This is a genomic window from Pseudomonas sp. BJP69 (assembly GCF_007633355.1).
Lineage (GTDB): Bacteria > Pseudomonadota > Gammaproteobacteria > Pseudomonadales > Pseudomonadaceae > Aquipseudomonas > Aquipseudomonas juntendi.
The window spans coordinates 4,660,969-4,675,662 of record NZ_CP041933.1 but is presented as its reverse complement, the minus strand read 5'-3'; the positions used below and the strand labels follow the sequence as shown (position 1 = coordinate 4,675,662).

The window sequence follows — 14,694 nt, the reverse complement described above, 5'->3', positions numbered from 1 at the left end:
GGGAGCGGGCATGCCCGCGAACACGGGCGCAGCCCGTGCCAACCACCGCGGTGCCTGCCTTTCTACAGTGATGCGGCCATGTGCTATCGTTGCGCCGAGACCAGAAAGGACTTTGAGAGATTCCCCACATGCATGTGGCCGCAAGACGTGTGACAAGCTGCGCGGTTTCGCTATTGCTGGCCGTCCTGTTTATCGCTACTGGTCCTGCCCGGGCGGACACTGCAACCACCAACGCCCAGGCGCAGCAACGGGCCAAGGCCGTCACCCAGGTCGTGCTGGGCATTTTCAGCTACGCGCGCTGGCCGGTGGAGCCGTCTCCATTGCGCCTGTGCCTGGTCGGCCCCACCGAATACGCTGATGACCTGATCAAGGGCCAGGTGCAGGCGTCTGGCCGCCCGCTGCAAGTGAAGCGCTTGCTGGCAGATGACAGTCAGGTCGCTCAGGCGTGTGATGCGATCTACATCGGCAAGCTCGACCAGCGCCAGCGTGACAAGCTGTTCGAGCGGGTCAGCGGCTACCCGGTCCTGAGCATCAGCGAATCGAATGACCCATGCACCCTCGGCAGCCTGTTCTGCCTGCGGGTCAGCGACCAGCAGGTGGCCTTCGAGGTCAACCTTGACTCGGTGGCGCGCTCCGGGGTGCGCATTCACCCCAGCGTGCTGCAACTGTCGCGGCGCCGGGCGGTGCAACCATGAAGCCGACCCGCAAGCGCAGCCTGCGCCCAACCCTGCGCTCGGTGCTGGGCCGTGCACACTTGAATGTCGCCTTGCTGGCCGTGGGCCTGGCCGGTATTTCCTTGACCCTGTTGGGCGTGCTGGCCTTGAGCGCCTACGCCAATCACAACCTGCAACTGATTGCCCGGTCGATCAGCTACACCGTGGAGGCGGCGGTGGTGTTCGATGACAGTGCCGCCGCCAGTGAAGCGCTGGGGCTGATCGCCAGCGCCGAGGAAGTGGCCGAGGCCAGGGTCTTCAATGGTGAAGGCGAGCAACTGGCGCGCTGGCAGCGTGCCGATTCGGGCATGCTTGCCCTGCTGGAAGCGCAGGTCGCCAGCGCGTTGCTGGACGAAACGGTCAAGCTGCCGATCATGCACCAGCAGCAACAGATCGGGCGCATCGAACTGGTTGGCCAGGGGCGTAGCCTGTTGCTGTTCATGCTGGGGGGGCTTGCCGGTATTCTGTGTTGCACGGTCTTGAGCGCCTTGGCTGCCCAGTACCTGTCGCGGCGCCTGCTCGGCGATATCACCCGGCCGCTGCGCGGCTTGGCCAGCGTCGCCCACGCCGCCCGCCGCGAGCGCAGCTTCGATCGGCGTGTGCCGGAAACGGCGATTGCCGAGCTCAACGAGCTGGGGAATGACTTCAACGCCCTGCTGGACGAACTGGAAGTGTGGCAAAGCCACCTGCAGAGCGAAAACCAGACCTTGGCCCACCAGGCCAGCCACGACAGCCTGACCGGCCTGCCCAACCGCGCCTTCTTCGAAGGGCGCCTGAGCCGCAGCGTGCGCAACGCAGCCAGCCAGCAGGATCACATGGCGCTGCTGTTCCTCGACAGTGACCATTTCAAGCAGATCAACGACACGCTGGGCCATGCGGTGGGGGACGAGGTGCTGATCAGCGTGGCCGAGCGCCTGCGTGCCCAGTTGCGTGAGCATGATCTGGTTGCACGTTTGGGCGGTGACGAATTCGCCGTGCTGCTGACGCCCTTGCAAACGCGCCGGGATGCCGAGCACATTGCCGAAAAAATCGTCGCCAGCATGAAGCTGCCGGTGCAGCTGGACAGCGGCCGCAGTGTCGCCACGTCGGTGAGCGTCGGTATCGCCTATTACCCGGAAGACGGCGCCGACCCGGCCAGTCTTCTGAGTGCCGCCGATGCGGCGATGTATCAGGCCAAGCGCAAACGGCGTGGCCATTGGCAAGTGGCGCAGACGGAACGGTCCGCCAACCCTATCGACAACAGGAGCTGAACCCGTGATACAGGCTTTACGTTTTCCACTGTGGGCCTTGTTGCTCGCTGTGCTGGCGCTGACCGGCTGCCAAAGCGCGCCGCCCAAGGGGCTGACCCCGGAACAGATTGCCGTGCTCAAGCGCGAAGGCTTTACCCCCACCGATGAAGGCTGGGCGTATGACTTGTCTGGCAAAGTGTTGTTCGGCAGTGACCTGGACAGCCTCAACAGCCAGAGCCAGGCGATTGTCGAGCGGATCGGCAAGGCACTGCTGGGCGTGGGTATCCAGCGTGTGCGGGTAGACGGGCATACCGACTCGTCGGGCAAGGCGGCCTACAATCAGGAGTTGTCCGAGCGCCGCGCGCAGAGCGTGGCCAAAGCCTTGGTCGGGGTCGGCATGCAGCCGCAGAACATCCAGAGCCAGGGCCTGGGCAGCAGCCAGCCGGTGGCAGACAACCGCACCAGCGCCGGGCGTACAGAGAACCGGCGCGTGTCCATCGTGGTGGCGTCCTACTGAGCCCCGTCACTGCTGGGCAAAGCGCATTTCCCGGGTCTGCCCCATCAACAACGGCGCATTCGCCTCGGTCACCCCGCGAATGTAATCCCACAACAGGGTGATCCGCTTCAGCTTGCGCAGGTCCTCCCGGCAATACATCCAGAATTGCCGGGTCACCTCGATGTCCTCTGGCAACACCGTGACCAGCCGTGGATCCTGCGCAGCCAGGAAACACGGCAGGATCGCCAGCCCGCGGCCCTGCAACGCCGCCGTGTACTGTGCAATCACACTGGTACTGCGTAGATGCGCAGTGGCGCCGGGGATCAGATTGGCGAGGTACAAGAGCTCTGAGCTGAACGCCAAGTCGTCCACGTAACTGATGAACGGGTGCCTGGCCAGGTCAGCCACCTGGCGAATCGGCGCATGGCTGTCCAGGTAGTCCTGGGTCGCATACAGCCGCAAGCTGTAGTCGCACAGCTTGCAGCACACATAAGGCCCGTGCTCGGGCCGCTCCAGGGCGATGACGATATCCGCCTCGCGCTTGGACAGGCTGATGAAGTGCGGCAGCGGCAGGATATCTACCGAAATGGCCGGGTAGGCGTCGACGAAGTGGCTCAACTGCGGAGTAATGAAGAAACTGCCGAAGCCTTCTGTGCACCCCATTCGCACATGCCCCGACAACGCCACGCTCGACCCGGATACCTGCTCGCACGCCATGTGCAGCGTGCTTTCGATCGACTCGGCATAGCCCAGCAAACGCTGGCCCTCGGCGGTGAGAACAAAGCCGTTGGTGCGCGACTTTTCGAACAGCAAGGTACCCAGCGCCCCCTCCAGCGAGCTGATGCGCCGCGACACCGTGGTGTAGTCCACGCTCAGCCGTTTGGCGGCACTGCTGGCCTTGCGGGTACGGGCCACTTCAAGGAAAAACTTCAAATCGTCCCAGTTGAGCGCGCTCAGGGATGTGAGATCTTTTTGCATGATGATCCGGTTTTTTTGTGCGTTCTTGTTGGATGTTTGCACATCTATACTCGAAACAAGCCTCAGGACGCCACCTCGCGTTTGCTTGGCGCTGGCGATCTCGTCCCGACAATAATTCCAAGGAGAACGCAGATGAACGCACCGCAATCCCCGAACCCGACCAAGGTCGACCAGGTGAAGCTGCTGATCGACGGCCAGTGGGTCGAGTCCAAGACCACCGAATGGCGCGACATCGTCAACCCGGCCACCCAAGAGGTGCTGGCGCGCGTACCGTTCGCCACGGTAGAAGAAGTCGATGCAGCGGTAGCCGCTGCCCACCGTGCCTTCAAGACCTGGCGAGACACCCCGATTGGCGCGCGCATGCGCATCATGCTCAAGCTGCAGGCGCTTATTCGCGAACACACCAAGCGCATTGCCCAGGTGCTCAGCGCCGAGCAGGGCAAAACCCTGGCTGACGCCGAGGGTGATATTTTCCGCGGCCTGGAAGTGGTGGAACACGCTGCTTCCATCGGCACCTTGCAGATGGGTGAATTCGCCGAAAACGTCGCCGGCGGCGTCGATACCTACACCCTGCGCCAGCCTATCGGTGTATGCGCTGGCATCACGCCGTTCAATTTCCCGGCGATGATCCCGCTGTGGATGTTCCCCATGGCCATCGTCTGCGGCAACACCTTCGTGCTCAAACCGTCCGAGCAAGACCCGCTGTCGACCATGCTGCTGGTCGAGCTGGCGCTGGAAGCCGGCGTACCGGCCGGGGTGCTGAATGTGGTGCACGGTGGCAAGCAGGTGGTGGATGCCATTTGCACTCATCAGGACATCAAGGCGATTTCCTTCGTCGGCTCTACCGACGTCGGTACCCACGTGTACAACCTGGGCAGCCAGCACGGCAAGCGCGTGCAGTCGATGATGGGCGCCAAGAACCACGCCGTGGTGCTGCCCGATGCCAACCGTACGCAAACCATCAATGCCCTGGTCGGTGCCGCCTTCGGCGCGGCGGGCCAGCGCTGCATGGCCACCTCGGTAGCGGTGCTGGTGGGCAAGGCCCGTGAGTGGCTGCCGGACATCAAGGAAGCAGCCAGCAAGCTCAAGGTCAATGCCGGGTGTGAGCCAGGCACCGATGTCGGCCCGGTGGTTTCCAAACGCGCCAAGGAGCGTGTGCTGGGCCTGATCGAAAGCGGCATCAAGGAAGGCGCCAAGCTGGAACTCGATGGCCGCGACGTCACGGTGCCGGGTTACGAGCAAGGTAACTTCGTTGGCCCAACCCTGTTCTCGGGTGTGAAGACTGACATGCAGGTCTACACCCAGGAAATCTTCGGCCCGGTGCTGGTGACCCTGGAGGTCGATACCCTCGACGAGGCCATCGCCCTGGTCAACGCCAACCCGTTCGGTAACGGCACCGGCCTGTTCACCCAAAGCGGGGCGGCCGCGCGCAAGTTCCAGAGCGAGATCGACGTGGGCCAGGTGGGTATCAACATTCCGATCCCGGTGCCGGTCCCGTTCTTCAGTTTCACTGGCTCGCGTGGGTCCAAGCTCGGCGACCTTGGCCCATACGGCAAGCAAGTGGTGCAGTTCTACACGCAGACCAAGACTGTCACTGCCCGCTGGTTCGACGACGACAGCGTCAACGACGGCGTGAACACCACCATCAGCCTGCGCTAAGGAGTTCCTCATGCGTATCGCATTCATTGGCCTGGGCAACATGGGCGCGCCCATGGCCCGCAACCTGATCAAGGCCGGGCACCAGTTGAACCTGTTCGACTTGAACAAGGCTGTACTCGCCGAGCTGGCCGAACTGGGTGGGCAGATCAGCCCGTCGCCCAAGGACGCGGCGGCCAACAGCGAGCTGGTGATCACCATGCTGCCTGCCGCTGTCCATGTGCGCAGCGTATACCTGAACGAAGATGGCGTGCTGGCCGGCATTCGTGCCGGTACGCCCACCGTGGACTGCAGCACCATCGATCCGCAGACCGCGCGTGATGTGTCCAAGGCTGCAGCGGCCAAGGGCGTGGACATGGGCGATGCGCCGGTGTCCGGTGGCACCGGCGGTGCGGCAGCCGGCACGCTGACCTTCATGGTCGGTGCCAGCGCCGAGTTGTTCGCCAGCCTCAAGCCGGTGCTGGAGCAGATGGGCCGCAATATCGTCCACTGCGGCGAGGTGGGCACCGGGCAAATCGCCAAGATCTGCAACAACCTGCTGTTGGGTATCTCGATGATCGGCGTGTCCGAGGCCATGGCGCTGGGTAATGCGCTGGGCATCGATACCCAGGTGCTGGCCGGCATCATCAACAGTTCGACCGGGCGTTGCTGGAGCTCGGATACCTACAACCCATGGCCGGGCATTATCGAAACCGCGCCAGCATCGCGTGGCTATACCGGTGGCTTTGGCGCCGAACTGATGCTCAAGGACCTGGGGCTGGCGACCGAAGCGGCGCGCCAGGCACACCAGCCGGTGATCCTGGGGGCTGTGGCCCAGCAGTTGTATCAGGCCATGAGCTTGCGTGGCGAGGGTGGCAAGGACTTCTCAGCTATCGTAGAGGGGTATCGCAAGAAAGATTGACGCAAGAGGTGGGCTTCATCGCGGGCCAGGTGGCCTTCCCTCTGTAACTGCGCACCAGAGGGAAGGGCACTTGCCCCGCGATTTTTTTGCCCCGATTCTCCAGGCGCCACATAACCCTGTGGGAGCGGGCATGCCCGCGAACACCGGCAAAGCCGGTGCCATCTACCACACTGCCTGTTTCGCGGGCGCGCCCGCTCCCACAGAGTTAGTTGTAGAGTGTCTGATCAGGCGAAGACGAAATACTTGCGCACGGTCTCGACCACTTCCCAGGTGCCTTTCATACCCGGTTCAATGACGAACACATCACCGGCCTTCAGGTGCTTCGGTTCTTCGCCTTCGGGCGTGATGATGCAGTAGCCATCGAGGAAGTGGCAGAACTCCCACTTCTCGTAGTTAACCTCGAACTTGCCCGGCGTGCAGATCCAGGTGCCCATGATCTTGCTGCCGTCGGCCGACAGGTAGGCGTTGAGGTTCACGGTGTGCGGATCGCCGCCGATGCGCTTCCACTTGGTGGCGTCCACGACCGGCGTGGGGCAGGTTTCGCGCAGGACGGTGATGAAATCGGACATGGCACAACTCCTGGTGACTGGCTGAATGACTGGTCACCATAGGGCCATCGGCCGAGCCGCAGTTGCCTGGGCTCGACGTCCAGCTGTCTGGTCGCGCTATGCCCACCAATACCGCACAAAGTGGAAGAACACTGGCGCCGCAAAGCACACCGAATCCATGCGGTCGAGCATGCCGCCGTGGCCTTCGATCATGTGCCCCCAGTCTTTCACCCCACGGTCACGTTTTATAGCCGACATCACCAGCCCGCCGAAGAAGCCCATGGCGTTCACGGCCAAGGCCATCAGCGCGGCCTGCCAGAAGCTGAAGGGTGTGATCCAGCACAGCAGGGCGCCGATCAAGGTGGCCAGCGCTACGCCGCCGGCCAGGCCTTCGACGGTCTTGGAGGGGGACAGGTTGGGCGCCACCTTGTGTTTGCCGAACAGCTTGCCGCACACGTACTGCAGCACGTCGCTGAGTTGCACCACCAGAATCAGCCAGGCGATCAACAACAGGTTGCGGCCCTCGTAGCCGGGGATGTCCAGGGTCATCAGGGCCGGCACCGACGACACGCAGTACACGGCGATCATCAAGCCCCATTGCACTTTTGACGCACGCTCGAGGAAACGTGTGGTATCACCGCCCAGGCTGGCCAGGATCGGCAGCAGCAGGAACAGGTACACCGGGATGAAGATGCTGAACAGGCCGTACCAGTCCATGGCGATCAGCACGTACTGCACCGGGAGTGCCACGTAGAAGGCTGCCACCAGTGCCGGGTAGTCGCTGCGCCGGGTAGGGGTGAGGGTCATGAATTCGCGCAGGGCATAGAACGACACACCGTAGAACAGCACGATCACACCGTACTTGCCGAACACAAAGGCAATGCCGATCACCACCACCATCACCCACCAGGCATTGATGCGGGCGTTGAGGTTGTCGATCACGGCGTGCGGCGCCGGGCCGGCGCGCCATTTGAGCAGGCGGCCGACCACGCTGGCCAGCAGCAGCAGGGCGCCGATGCCGGCAAACAGGGAAAGGGTGTTGTTGTCCATGTCAGGCATCCTTGGGGGCCAGGTTCAGCAGGGCCTGGCTGGCCCGCTCGAGAAACGCCTGCTTGCTTTCATCGGCGTGCAGGTGCAGCGGTTCGCCAAAGCTCAGGGTGCACAGCAACGGCAATGGCAAGGCGCGCCCTTTGGGCATCACCCGGTTGAGGTTGGCGATCCAGACCGGTACCAGTTCGACCTGCGGGTGGGCGGCTGCCAGGTGATACAACCCGCTTCTGAAGGGCAGTAGCGGTTCGTCGCCAAGGTTGCGCGTGCCCTCCGGGAAGAAGATCAGCGAGTCGCCCTGGGCCACCGCGTCCAGCACCGGCTGCAAAGGGCTGCCTTGCCCTTCGCTGCGCTGGCGCTCGATCAGTACCCCGTTGAAGACCTTGCGGATAAGAAAGTCGCGGATGCCCGGCCTGGCCCAGTAGTCTGCGCCGGCCACCGGGCGCGTGCGTTGGCGCAGCCCTTGCGGCAGCGAGGCCCACAGCAGCACGAAGTCGCCGTGGCTGCTGTGGTTGGCGAAATACAGGCGCTGCACCGGCAGCGCCGAGCACCCCAGCCAAAGGGCGCGGGCACCGGTAATCAGGCGGGCGGCCGAGGTGATGACGTAAGCAGTCAGGTTGGCGAGCATAGGCAGGTGGTCATCCCTTCAAAGGCAGTGTCAGCAGGGTAGCCAAGGCTAGCGACAGCTGCAGGCCCAGGCATACGGCCTGACGGCGCAACAGGCCCAGTGCGGCCCGGCTGCGGGCAGGCCAGGCGCGGCCGTCGGTGGCCTGTGGTTTGAGTTTCAGTTCGAACAGGGCGCGGTCCAGGGCCTGGGTGTCAGCCGGCAGGTCTGCGCTATTGGCCAGGTGGGCAAACAGTTCGGCATCGATAGCCACACGGATGGCCCAGTATTTGTGGAGCACGCCGAGCACCAGCAGCACGCTGCACAGCAGGCTCGCCAGCGGATGCAGTGGGGCATTGAGCAGCGGTGAAAGGCCATACGCCAGGGCCAGCAAGGTGAGGCCGTCGGACAGGCGCTCCAGCTGTTTCCCTCGGCCCAGCAGGCTGGCGGCCACGCGCAGGTTCATGGCTGTGCTCCCAGTTGCTGAAGAGCCTGGTGATGCGCGTTGCGCAGTACGATGCCGGGGCGTGCTTGGCGAATCAGCGCTTCTGCCTGTTGGGCGTCGCTGCTGCGGCCGGAGAGCAGCAGCCACGCGGCCACGGCGCTGGCGCTGCGCGAGTAGCCTAAAGCGCAGCACACTAGCACCGGGCTCTGGGCGCGCAGGTGTTCGATGGCGTTGGCGGCCTGCTGTAGAAGGGCAACGTCTGGCGCTATCAGATCCAGGGTAGCGAAACACTGATAGTCAAGGGCTGACGCGATCGTCGTAGGAGCGGCCTTGCGTCGCGAAAGGGCTGCGGAGCAGCCCCGACAGTTTCTGCTGCGAAGCTGGAAACCCTGGGCCGCTTCGCGCCCCTCTCGCGACACAAGGCCGCTCCTACAATGGTTTGCGTTACACGGCAGTTCTGCGCACAGATCAACAATTGCAGCGAACTGCGTGTCGCGCCCTGGGATTCTCCCCAGGTACACACCATCACACACCTCGTCGGCCTGTGGATGGCGCCGGGTCCACAACCGCGAATTGAGCCACGCGCCCGCCAGATAGGGTGCCAGCAGCCACCGGCTTGCAGGCGACAAGCGCCCGTCATCACCCTTCTGAAAACCACCCGCCCCGAACACGGCGTAGTTCAGCGCCACCAGCCCCAACGACACCGCCGGCCAACTCAACCACAGCCAAGCCCCGCCCATCGCAGCGGCAGGGAGTACACACAGCAGCGCGCCCAAGGCATAACAAGCGGCAACCTTCCAGCGCTTGGCATCCTGAGCAAGACGGGCCGCCTGAAAGGGCAGGCGCCCTTGCTGCGGCCACAGCCACAGGCAGGCAAACCCCGCCAGCGCCCCCGTGGGCACATCGATGAAATGGTGCTGCCAGGTGGTCAGCACCGATACCCCGATCAGCGCCATCCAGCCATGCATCAGCCACCGCCAGGGCTGGCGTTGCACATGCCGGGCAAACATCGCCCAGATGATCACCAGCAAAGCGATGTGCAGCGAAGGCGCCTGGTTGAATGGCTTGTCGAAGCCCATCAACACATCGAACAGCCAGCCGAACAGCCCGTCCAGGCCCGGCCGCTCGAAGGTGAACCGCAGCGGCCACAGCAGAAAACAGCAGACGCTGATCACCTGTGCGCTGAGTAGCGCCAGCGCATGGCGGTCCATTTCCTGGCGTGTGCGCGGCAGCAGGAAGGACAACCCGTACAGCAGGTCGATCGACCAGTACGGGATGATCGTCCAGGGCCACAGCGGCATGCCGTGCTCCCAGCCGAACACCAGGCTGCCGACATCACTGCGCCCAGCCGTGTAATTGTTCGCCAGCCCATAGCTGAGGAAGAACAACGGCCCCAGCAGCAGAAGCCAGAACACGCCCCGGCGAATCAGCCCGTGCTCGCGTGGCGGGCTCACTCAGCGCACCCGCTGTGCCAGGCTGACGCTGAAAATGCCCCATTCATCGATACGCTGGGCCAGCTTGCGGAAGCCCGCGGCCTCAACCAGCTGGTCCATCTCGGCCTGGCTGCGCCGGCGCATTACCCAAGCCTCGCCACCGCGGTGGCTGGTGAGGGCGCGGGCAATCATCTCCAGTTGCGGGTGCCATGGCTGGCCGGTGTAGACCAGGTAGCCGCCATCCTCTATGGCGTCGGCCAGCCCGGCGAGGGAATTGCCCACCAGTTGGTTACTGGGGAAGAGCTCGTACAGCCCCGAAACCACGGCCAGCGTTGGGGGCTGTTCAAGTGTGGCCAGGCTCTGGCGATCGAAGGCGTCGCCCTGGACGAATCGGGCGATGTCGGCCAGGCCCTTCTCGCGGATCAGCGCGCTGCCTTGCTGAACGTTCAGTTCGCTGTAGTCGCGCAGCAGGATCGAATCTGGCAACTGCTCAAGGCCTTGAAGGGCTTCGAGGATATAGCGGCCATGGCCAGCCGCGATATCGACGATGTGCACGGGCCGTTGCTGTTCACGCAGGTGGGCGATGGCCAGGCGCAGCAATTGCTCGACGTGCAGTTTGCGTTGGCGTATGCCACGCCAGCCGATGGCGTCGAGGTAGTTCTGGTCGATCAGGCGCCCCAGTTTGCCCTTGCCGGTCGGCTGGTTGCGGTACACGTAGTCGAGGGTGCTGCCAGAATCGAAGCCGGTGTCAAACCCGAGCTTCACCCCCGCAGACAGCCCCTTGCCCAGGCTCAAGCCGGCGCGGGTGGCGCGCCAGTAAAGGTCGCGTGGCGAGTTGCGCGGCAGCGGCGCAGCCAGGCTTTCTGCCTCGGCGCAACTGGCCCCGGTCTTGTCGGCATCCAGCAGTGAGGGCAACGCGGCGGGGCTGGCGAAGCAATGGTCGACAAACCGTTCGATGCGCCTAAGGGCATGGGCCCGATCACGTTCACCCAAGGTGTCGTGGAAGAACCCGGGCAGTATGTGCATCTCCTTTCGTGTGCTGCCGAGCCGGTCGAAAAACCGTTCTTGCGGTTGGCGCTCGACCACGAAATCAGCCCCGGACACCAGCAACTGGGTCGGCACCTGGATGGCCTGGGCGTCGGCCACCACGCGGTCGGCGGCCTCGTACAGGCCCAGCAGCATGGTTACCGAAATGGGCCGGCTGATCAGCGGGTCGGCCACGTACGACATCACCCGCTCAGGGTCGTGGGTGAGCAGGCGCGGCTTGACGTAGCTATTCACGAAGAAATTGCCGCGCAAGGCCTTCAGCAGCTTCAGGCCTGGGCGGGCAAACGGCACGTACAGCTTGACCTTGAACGCTGGCGAGGCCAACACCAGGCAGCGCACCTTGGGCGCGTAGTCGTGGGCCCAGGTGGCGATCAGCACGGCGCCGACGCTTTGTGCCAGTACCACCAGGTCCTGTTCGGCGATGCCGTGGTGGGCCTGGATGTGTTCGATGAAGGTTTGCACGTCGCGCACACTGGTGGCGAACCCCGGGCTGTCGCCACGCGCGCCTGGCGAGCGGCCGTGGCCGCGGGCATCCCAGGCGAAGAAGTCGTAGCCCGGCATGTCCAGCTCATCGGCCAGGTGGGCCATGCGCCCGCCGTGCTCATGGCCCCGGTGGAACATCACCACGGCGCGGCGTGGCTGGTGTTCGTTGCGGGTGGTAGGCCAATGACGGTAATGCAGCTCGACACCGTCATGGGTGGGGAAGTGCAGCGCTTGCGCTTGGCGCATGGTCAACGTCCTTTTGCGGCGACGATAGGCTCAGCGGGTTTCGGCCAGGCCCTGGCGAACCCGGTTGTAGAGGGTATAGAGCGAGAGCGCGAGGATGACCAGCAACAGGCCGTTGATCCAGGCGCCATCGAGCAGGCCAAAGGCGACGCCGGTGCCCAGCACGCCGAAGGCGAAGGCCCTGTCGCTCTTGCCCATAGGCCCGTCGTAGCGCCGCGAGGCGCCTGCCAGCGGGCCCATGACACCGGCGTACTCGCTGAAGGTGGCGCACAGCACCACCAGCACCACCAGCGCAGGCGACACCCCGGCCAACAAGGCGAAGGGCAGGTACAGCGCTGCATCGGCAATCACGTCACACAGTTCGTTGAGGTAAGCACCGAGGGTGGATTGCTGGCCGAACTCCCGGGCCAGCATGCCGTCGACAGCATTCAGCGCCATGCGCAGCAGCATCCAGATCGGCACCAGGATGAACAGCCAGGTGATGTGCGGCAGGGCGGCCAGCAGCAGGCCCACCAGGAGCGATACCACGGCAGCGGTGACAGTGACCTGATTGGCGGTGACGCCTCGGTCGTAAAGGCGTTGCACGGCCGGGCGCAACAAAGCCTGGAAGCGTGGTTTGAACTGGTAGATCGAGGCCACTGGACAGTCCTTTTTAGTGGGGCGTCATGGCGCCATTGTGTGTGAGCCTTCTTCGCGGGTAAACCCGCGAAGAATCCAACGCAGTGCATGGCACCGGCTGCGCCGGTGTTCGCGGGCGCGCCCGCTCCTACAGGGACCGCGCCAGCTTTTAGTAATTGAGCAAGACAGTTGCTCCCGCCAGCCGGTCAACCAACCCCGACGCATACCCTGGCAACGCCGCAAAGTCCCGCGCGCACACCAGCAACCGGCGGTTGGCCCAGGGTTCCGCCAGGGCTACCCAGTGCAGCGGCAACAGCCCTTGCCAACGCTTCACCGCCGCCAGTGGCACCACCCCGACCCCGGCCCCGCCTGCAACCATGCGGATCACGCCATCAAACCCTTCGGCCCGCACTCTCACCTGCATGCGCCGGCCTTCCCGCAATGCCTGTTCCTCCAGGTACAACGCCAATGCACTGCCTGCTCCAAGCCCGACATGACCATGCGCCAGGCTGTCGATGAAGCTGGGGGCAGCCTCGCTGGCCAGCGGATGGCCAGGCGGGGTTACCAGCACCAGTGGGTCGTCACGAAACGGCCGGGTTTGCAGGTGCCCGAAAGGCGCGGCTGTTGAAACAATGCCAAGGTCTGCCATGCCTTGCGTAATCGCCTGCACGATGCGCAGGCTCGGCAGTTCCTGTATGTCCACGCTGACGCCGGGGTTTTCAGCCAGGTAACCGGCCACCAGTTCAGGCAGGTACTCCGTAAGTGCTGCGGTGTTGCACAGCAGGCGCACTTGGCCGTGCTGCCCCTGCGCGTACTGGCCCAGGTCGAACTGCAGGCGTTCGACCTGCTGGGCAATCAGGCGAGCATGCTGCAACAGCGCCTGGCCGGCCGGGGTCGGCTGAACACCGCGGCGGTTACGCTGCAGTAAAGGGATGCCCAGCGACGCTTCCATGGCCCGGATGCGCGCACTGGCTGCCGGCAGCGACAGATGGCTGCGGCTGGCACCGGCGGTGATGTTGCCGCACTCCAGGGTGTGCTGGAACAGCTTGAGATCGATCAGGTCAAAATGCATGTGCCTCTGCCTTAGCAAGAGTCTGGATAAGGGTATGGCAGATTTTCAGCCTGCCCACCACGGGCCATTATCGGCCCATGAATACCTTGCTCGCTTTCTACCACAACATGGGCCCTGCTCTGTCGCTGCTAGTGGTGCTGACGTTCCTGCTGGCCGGCGCAGTGAAAGGCGTGATCGGCCTGGGGCTGCCCACCATCGCGATGGGCCTGCTGGGCCTGGCTATGCCTCCGGCGCAGGCTGCAGCACTGCTGATCGTGCCGTCGACCCTTACCAACCTTTGGCAGTTGGCCAGCGGCGGGCACCTGCGAGCGTTGCTGGTGCGGCTGGGCCCGATGCTGGCGCTGATCTTCATTGGCACTTTGCTGGGCAGTGCCTGGCTGGGCATCGACAACGGGCCATGGGCCGCGCATGCGTTGGGTGCGGCCTTGCTGGCGTACGCGGTGTACGGGCTGGTTGGGCCGGGCTTGCGCTTGGCAGCGGCGCACGAGCGTTGGCTGGGGCCTGCGTGCGGGCTGGTGACGGGGGTAATCACGGCGGCAACCGGGGTATTCGTGATACCTGCGGTGCCCTACTTGCAGAGCCTGGGCCTGAGCCGCGAGCAGATGATCCAGGCGCTGGGCCTGTCGTTCACGGTTTCGACCCTGGCACTGGGTGTTGGCCTGGCCGGGCAGGATGCCCTCGGTGGCCAGGCCTTGGGTGCTTCACTGCTGATGCTGGCGCCAGCCTTGCTCGGCATGCTGGCCGGGCAGTGGTTGCGTCAGCGCATCAGCGCGTTGCTGTTCAAGCGTTGTTTCTTCATCGGCCTGGCCGCACTGGGCGGCCACTTGCTGATCAACGGTTAGCGCTGGATGCGCTGAGCATGTCGACCTGCTGGATATCGAAATCGCGCTCAAGGTAGTCCATGCGTTTTTCGAAGAAGGCGGCCATGTGCGGCAGGGCCGAATGCACATCCAGCGCGGCCTGGTCGGCCCACACTTCGAAAAACACGAAAAGGCTCGGGTCCTGCTGGTCGCGCAGCATGTGGTACTCGATGCAACCTGGCTCCTGGCGGCTTGGCTCGACATAAGGGCGGAACAGGTTTTCGAACGCATCGGCCATTTCCGGGCGGGTCTTGGCTTTGAGGATGAAGGCGATCTGCTCAGTCATGGGGCGCTACTCGGTGAGAGGTGGTGAACCGATTC

Annotated in this window: 16 protein-coding genes; 6 read left to right on the top strand and 10 right to left on the bottom strand. The window is 64.1% G+C overall.

Annotation, left to right across the window (positions count from 1 at the left end; genetic code table 11):
• Positions 1 to 128: 128 nt before the first annotated feature.
• The 3 genes from FPB55_RS21925 to FPB55_RS21915 are packed head-to-tail and all read left to right on the top strand — an operon-like array spanning position 129 to position 2,459.
• On the top strand, positions 129 to 695 hold the full coding sequence (locus FPB55_RS21925; protein ID WP_144189259.1) for a YfiR family protein: 567 nt from the start codon (positions 129 to 131) through the stop codon (positions 693 to 695).
• The gene (locus FPB55_RS21920; protein ID WP_125855311.1) at positions 692 to 1,963 is read left to right on the top strand and encodes a diguanylate cyclase; all 1,272 of its coding nucleotides are present in this window, start codon (positions 692 to 694) and stop codon (positions 1,961 to 1,963) included. The genes FPB55_RS21925 and FPB55_RS21920 overlap by 4 nt, the downstream gene beginning before the upstream one ends.
• Positions 1,964 to 1,967: 4 nt before the next feature.
• Complete coding sequence (locus tag FPB55_RS21915; RefSeq protein WP_009683883.1) at positions 1,968 to 2,459, top strand: OmpA family protein; 492 nt, start codon at positions 1,968 to 1,970, stop codon at positions 2,457 to 2,459.
• A 6-nt stretch (positions 2,460 to 2,465) separates the two neighbouring features.
• Here FPB55_RS21915 and FPB55_RS21910 read toward each other — a convergent pair whose 3' ends face one another.
• Positions 2,466 to 3,416 carry a LysR family transcriptional regulator gene (locus FPB55_RS21910; RefSeq protein ID WP_125855310.1) on the bottom strand — a complete coding sequence of 317 codons (951 nt, stop codon included), beginning with the start codon at positions 3,414 to 3,416 and terminating at the stop codon, positions 2,466 to 2,468.
• A 132-nt stretch (positions 3,417 to 3,548) separates the two neighbouring features.
• On the opposite strand from FPB55_RS21910, the gene FPB55_RS21905 reads away from it, so the two are divergent.
• Positions 3,549 to 5,075, top strand: coding sequence for a CoA-acylating methylmalonate-semialdehyde dehydrogenase (locus tag FPB55_RS21905; RefSeq protein WP_125855309.1), 1,527 nt, complete (start codon positions 3,549 to 3,551; stop codon positions 5,073 to 5,075).
• A gap of 10 nt (positions 5,076 to 5,085) precedes the next feature.
• Positions 5,086 to 5,973, top strand: coding sequence for a 3-hydroxyisobutyrate dehydrogenase (gene mmsB / locus FPB55_RS21900; RefSeq protein WP_029887169.1), 888 nt, complete (start codon positions 5,086 to 5,088; stop codon positions 5,971 to 5,973).
• Between the two features lie 224 nt (positions 5,974 to 6,197).
• On the opposite strand, the gene FPB55_RS21890 is transcribed toward mmsB, so the two are convergent.
• From FPB55_RS21890 to FPB55_RS21850, 8 genes are all read right to left on the bottom strand, one after another.
• Positions 6,198 to 6,542 (bottom strand): cupin domain-containing protein, encoded by a 345-nt coding sequence (locus FPB55_RS21890; protein ID WP_003258412.1) that lies wholly within the window; start codon positions 6,540 to 6,542, stop codon positions 6,198 to 6,200.
• 96 nt (positions 6,543 to 6,638) lie between these two features.
• Positions 6,639 to 7,571: a phosphatidate cytidylyltransferase gene (locus FPB55_RS21885; RefSeq protein ID WP_009683878.1), complete on the bottom strand. Its 933-nt coding sequence runs from the start codon at positions 7,569 to 7,571 to the stop codon at positions 6,639 to 6,641.
• Position 7,572: 1 nt separating this feature from the next.
• Positions 7,573 to 8,196, bottom strand: a complete 624-nt coding sequence (locus tag FPB55_RS21880) for a lysophospholipid acyltransferase family protein (protein WP_029887170.1) — start codon at positions 8,194 to 8,196, stop codon at positions 7,573 to 7,575.
• A gap of 10 nt (positions 8,197 to 8,206) precedes the next feature.
• Positions 8,207 to 8,638 carry a hypothetical protein gene (locus FPB55_RS21875; RefSeq protein ID WP_054905842.1) on the bottom strand — a complete coding sequence of 144 codons (432 nt, stop codon included), beginning with the start codon at positions 8,636 to 8,638 and terminating at the stop codon, positions 8,207 to 8,209.
• The gene (locus FPB55_RS21870; RefSeq protein WP_144189257.1) at positions 8,635 to 10,071 is read right to left on the bottom strand and encodes a phosphatase PAP2/dual specificity phosphatase family protein; all 1,437 of its coding nucleotides are present in this window, start codon (positions 10,069 to 10,071) and stop codon (positions 8,635 to 8,637) included. The genes FPB55_RS21875 and FPB55_RS21870 overlap by 4 nt, the downstream gene beginning before the upstream one ends.
• A complete protein-coding gene (locus FPB55_RS21865) occupies positions 10,072 to 11,826 on the bottom strand; it encodes a bifunctional alpha/beta hydrolase/class I SAM-dependent methyltransferase (protein ID WP_125855307.1) in 1,755 nt (584 codons plus the stop codon). It abuts the gene before it with no gap.
• A 30-nt stretch (positions 11,827 to 11,856) separates the two neighbouring features.
• Positions 11,857 to 12,462: a CDP-alcohol phosphatidyltransferase family protein gene (locus FPB55_RS21860; RefSeq protein WP_009683871.1), complete on the bottom strand. Its 606-nt coding sequence runs from the start codon at positions 12,460 to 12,462 to the stop codon at positions 11,857 to 11,859.
• A gap of 148 nt (positions 12,463 to 12,610) precedes the next feature.
• Positions 12,611 to 13,513: a LysR substrate-binding domain-containing protein gene (locus tag FPB55_RS21850; protein WP_144189255.1), complete on the bottom strand. Its 903-nt coding sequence runs from the start codon at positions 13,511 to 13,513 to the stop codon at positions 12,611 to 12,613.
• Positions 13,514 to 13,590: 77 nt separating this feature from the next.
• On the opposite strand from FPB55_RS21850, the gene FPB55_RS21845 reads away from it, so the two are divergent.
• Entirely contained in the window at positions 13,591 to 14,355 is a 765-nt protein-coding gene (locus FPB55_RS21845) for a sulfite exporter TauE/SafE family protein (protein WP_125855305.1), read from the top strand.
• Here FPB55_RS21845 and FPB55_RS21840 read toward each other — a convergent pair.
• Positions 14,345 to 14,659, bottom strand: a complete 315-nt coding sequence (locus FPB55_RS21840) for a putative quinol monooxygenase (protein WP_009683867.1) — start codon at positions 14,657 to 14,659, stop codon at positions 14,345 to 14,347. The two genes, FPB55_RS21845 and FPB55_RS21840, sit on opposite strands and share 11 nt — an antisense overlap.
• Positions 14,660 to 14,694 lie beyond the last annotated feature (35 nt).

Excerpts from the sequence above, each read along its gene's own strand:
- FPB55_RS21840 (WP_009683867.1), bottom strand. The coding sequence starts at position 14,659 with ATGACTGAGCAGATCGCCTTCATCCTCAAAGCCAAGACCCGCCCGGAA.
- FPB55_RS21925 (WP_144189259.1), top strand. The coding sequence starts at position 129 with ATGCATGTGGCCGCAAGACGTGTGACAAGCTGCGCGGTTTCGCTATTG.
- FPB55_RS21880 (WP_029887170.1), bottom strand. The coding sequence starts at position 8,196 with ATGCTCGCCAACCTGACTGCTTACGTCATCACCTCGGCCGCCCGCCTG.
- FPB55_RS21885 (WP_009683878.1), bottom strand. The coding sequence starts at position 7,571 with ATGGACAACAACACCCTTTCCCTGTTTGCCGGCATCGGCGCCCTGCTG.
- FPB55_RS21910 (WP_125855310.1), bottom strand. The coding sequence starts at position 3,416 with ATGCAAAAAGATCTCACATCCCTGAGCGCGCTCAACTGGGACGATTTG.
- FPB55_RS21875 (WP_054905842.1), bottom strand. The coding sequence starts at position 8,638 with ATGAACCTGCGCGTGGCCGCCAGCCTGCTGGGCCGAGGGAAACAGCTG.
- FPB55_RS21865 (WP_125855307.1), bottom strand. The coding sequence starts at position 11,826 with ATGCGCCAAGCGCAAGCGCTGCACTTCCCCACCCATGACGGTGTCGAG.
- FPB55_RS21845 (WP_125855305.1), top strand. The coding sequence starts at position 13,591 with ATGAATACCTTGCTCGCTTTCTACCACAACATGGGCCCTGCTCTGTCG.
- FPB55_RS21905 (WP_125855309.1), top strand. The coding sequence starts at position 3,549 with ATGAACGCACCGCAATCCCCGAACCCGACCAAGGTCGACCAGGTGAAG.
- FPB55_RS21850 (WP_144189255.1), bottom strand. The coding sequence starts at position 13,513 with ATGCATTTTGACCTGATCGATCTCAAGCTGTTCCAGCACACCCTGGAG.
- FPB55_RS21920 (WP_125855311.1), top strand. The coding sequence starts at position 692 with ATGAAGCCGACCCGCAAGCGCAGCCTGCGCCCAACCCTGCGCTCGGTG.
- FPB55_RS21890 (WP_003258412.1), bottom strand. The coding sequence starts at position 6,542 with ATGTCCGATTTCATCACCGTCCTGCGCGAAACCTGCCCCACGCCGGTC.
- mmsB (WP_029887169.1), top strand. The coding sequence starts at position 5,086 with ATGCGTATCGCATTCATTGGCCTGGGCAACATGGGCGCGCCCATGGCC.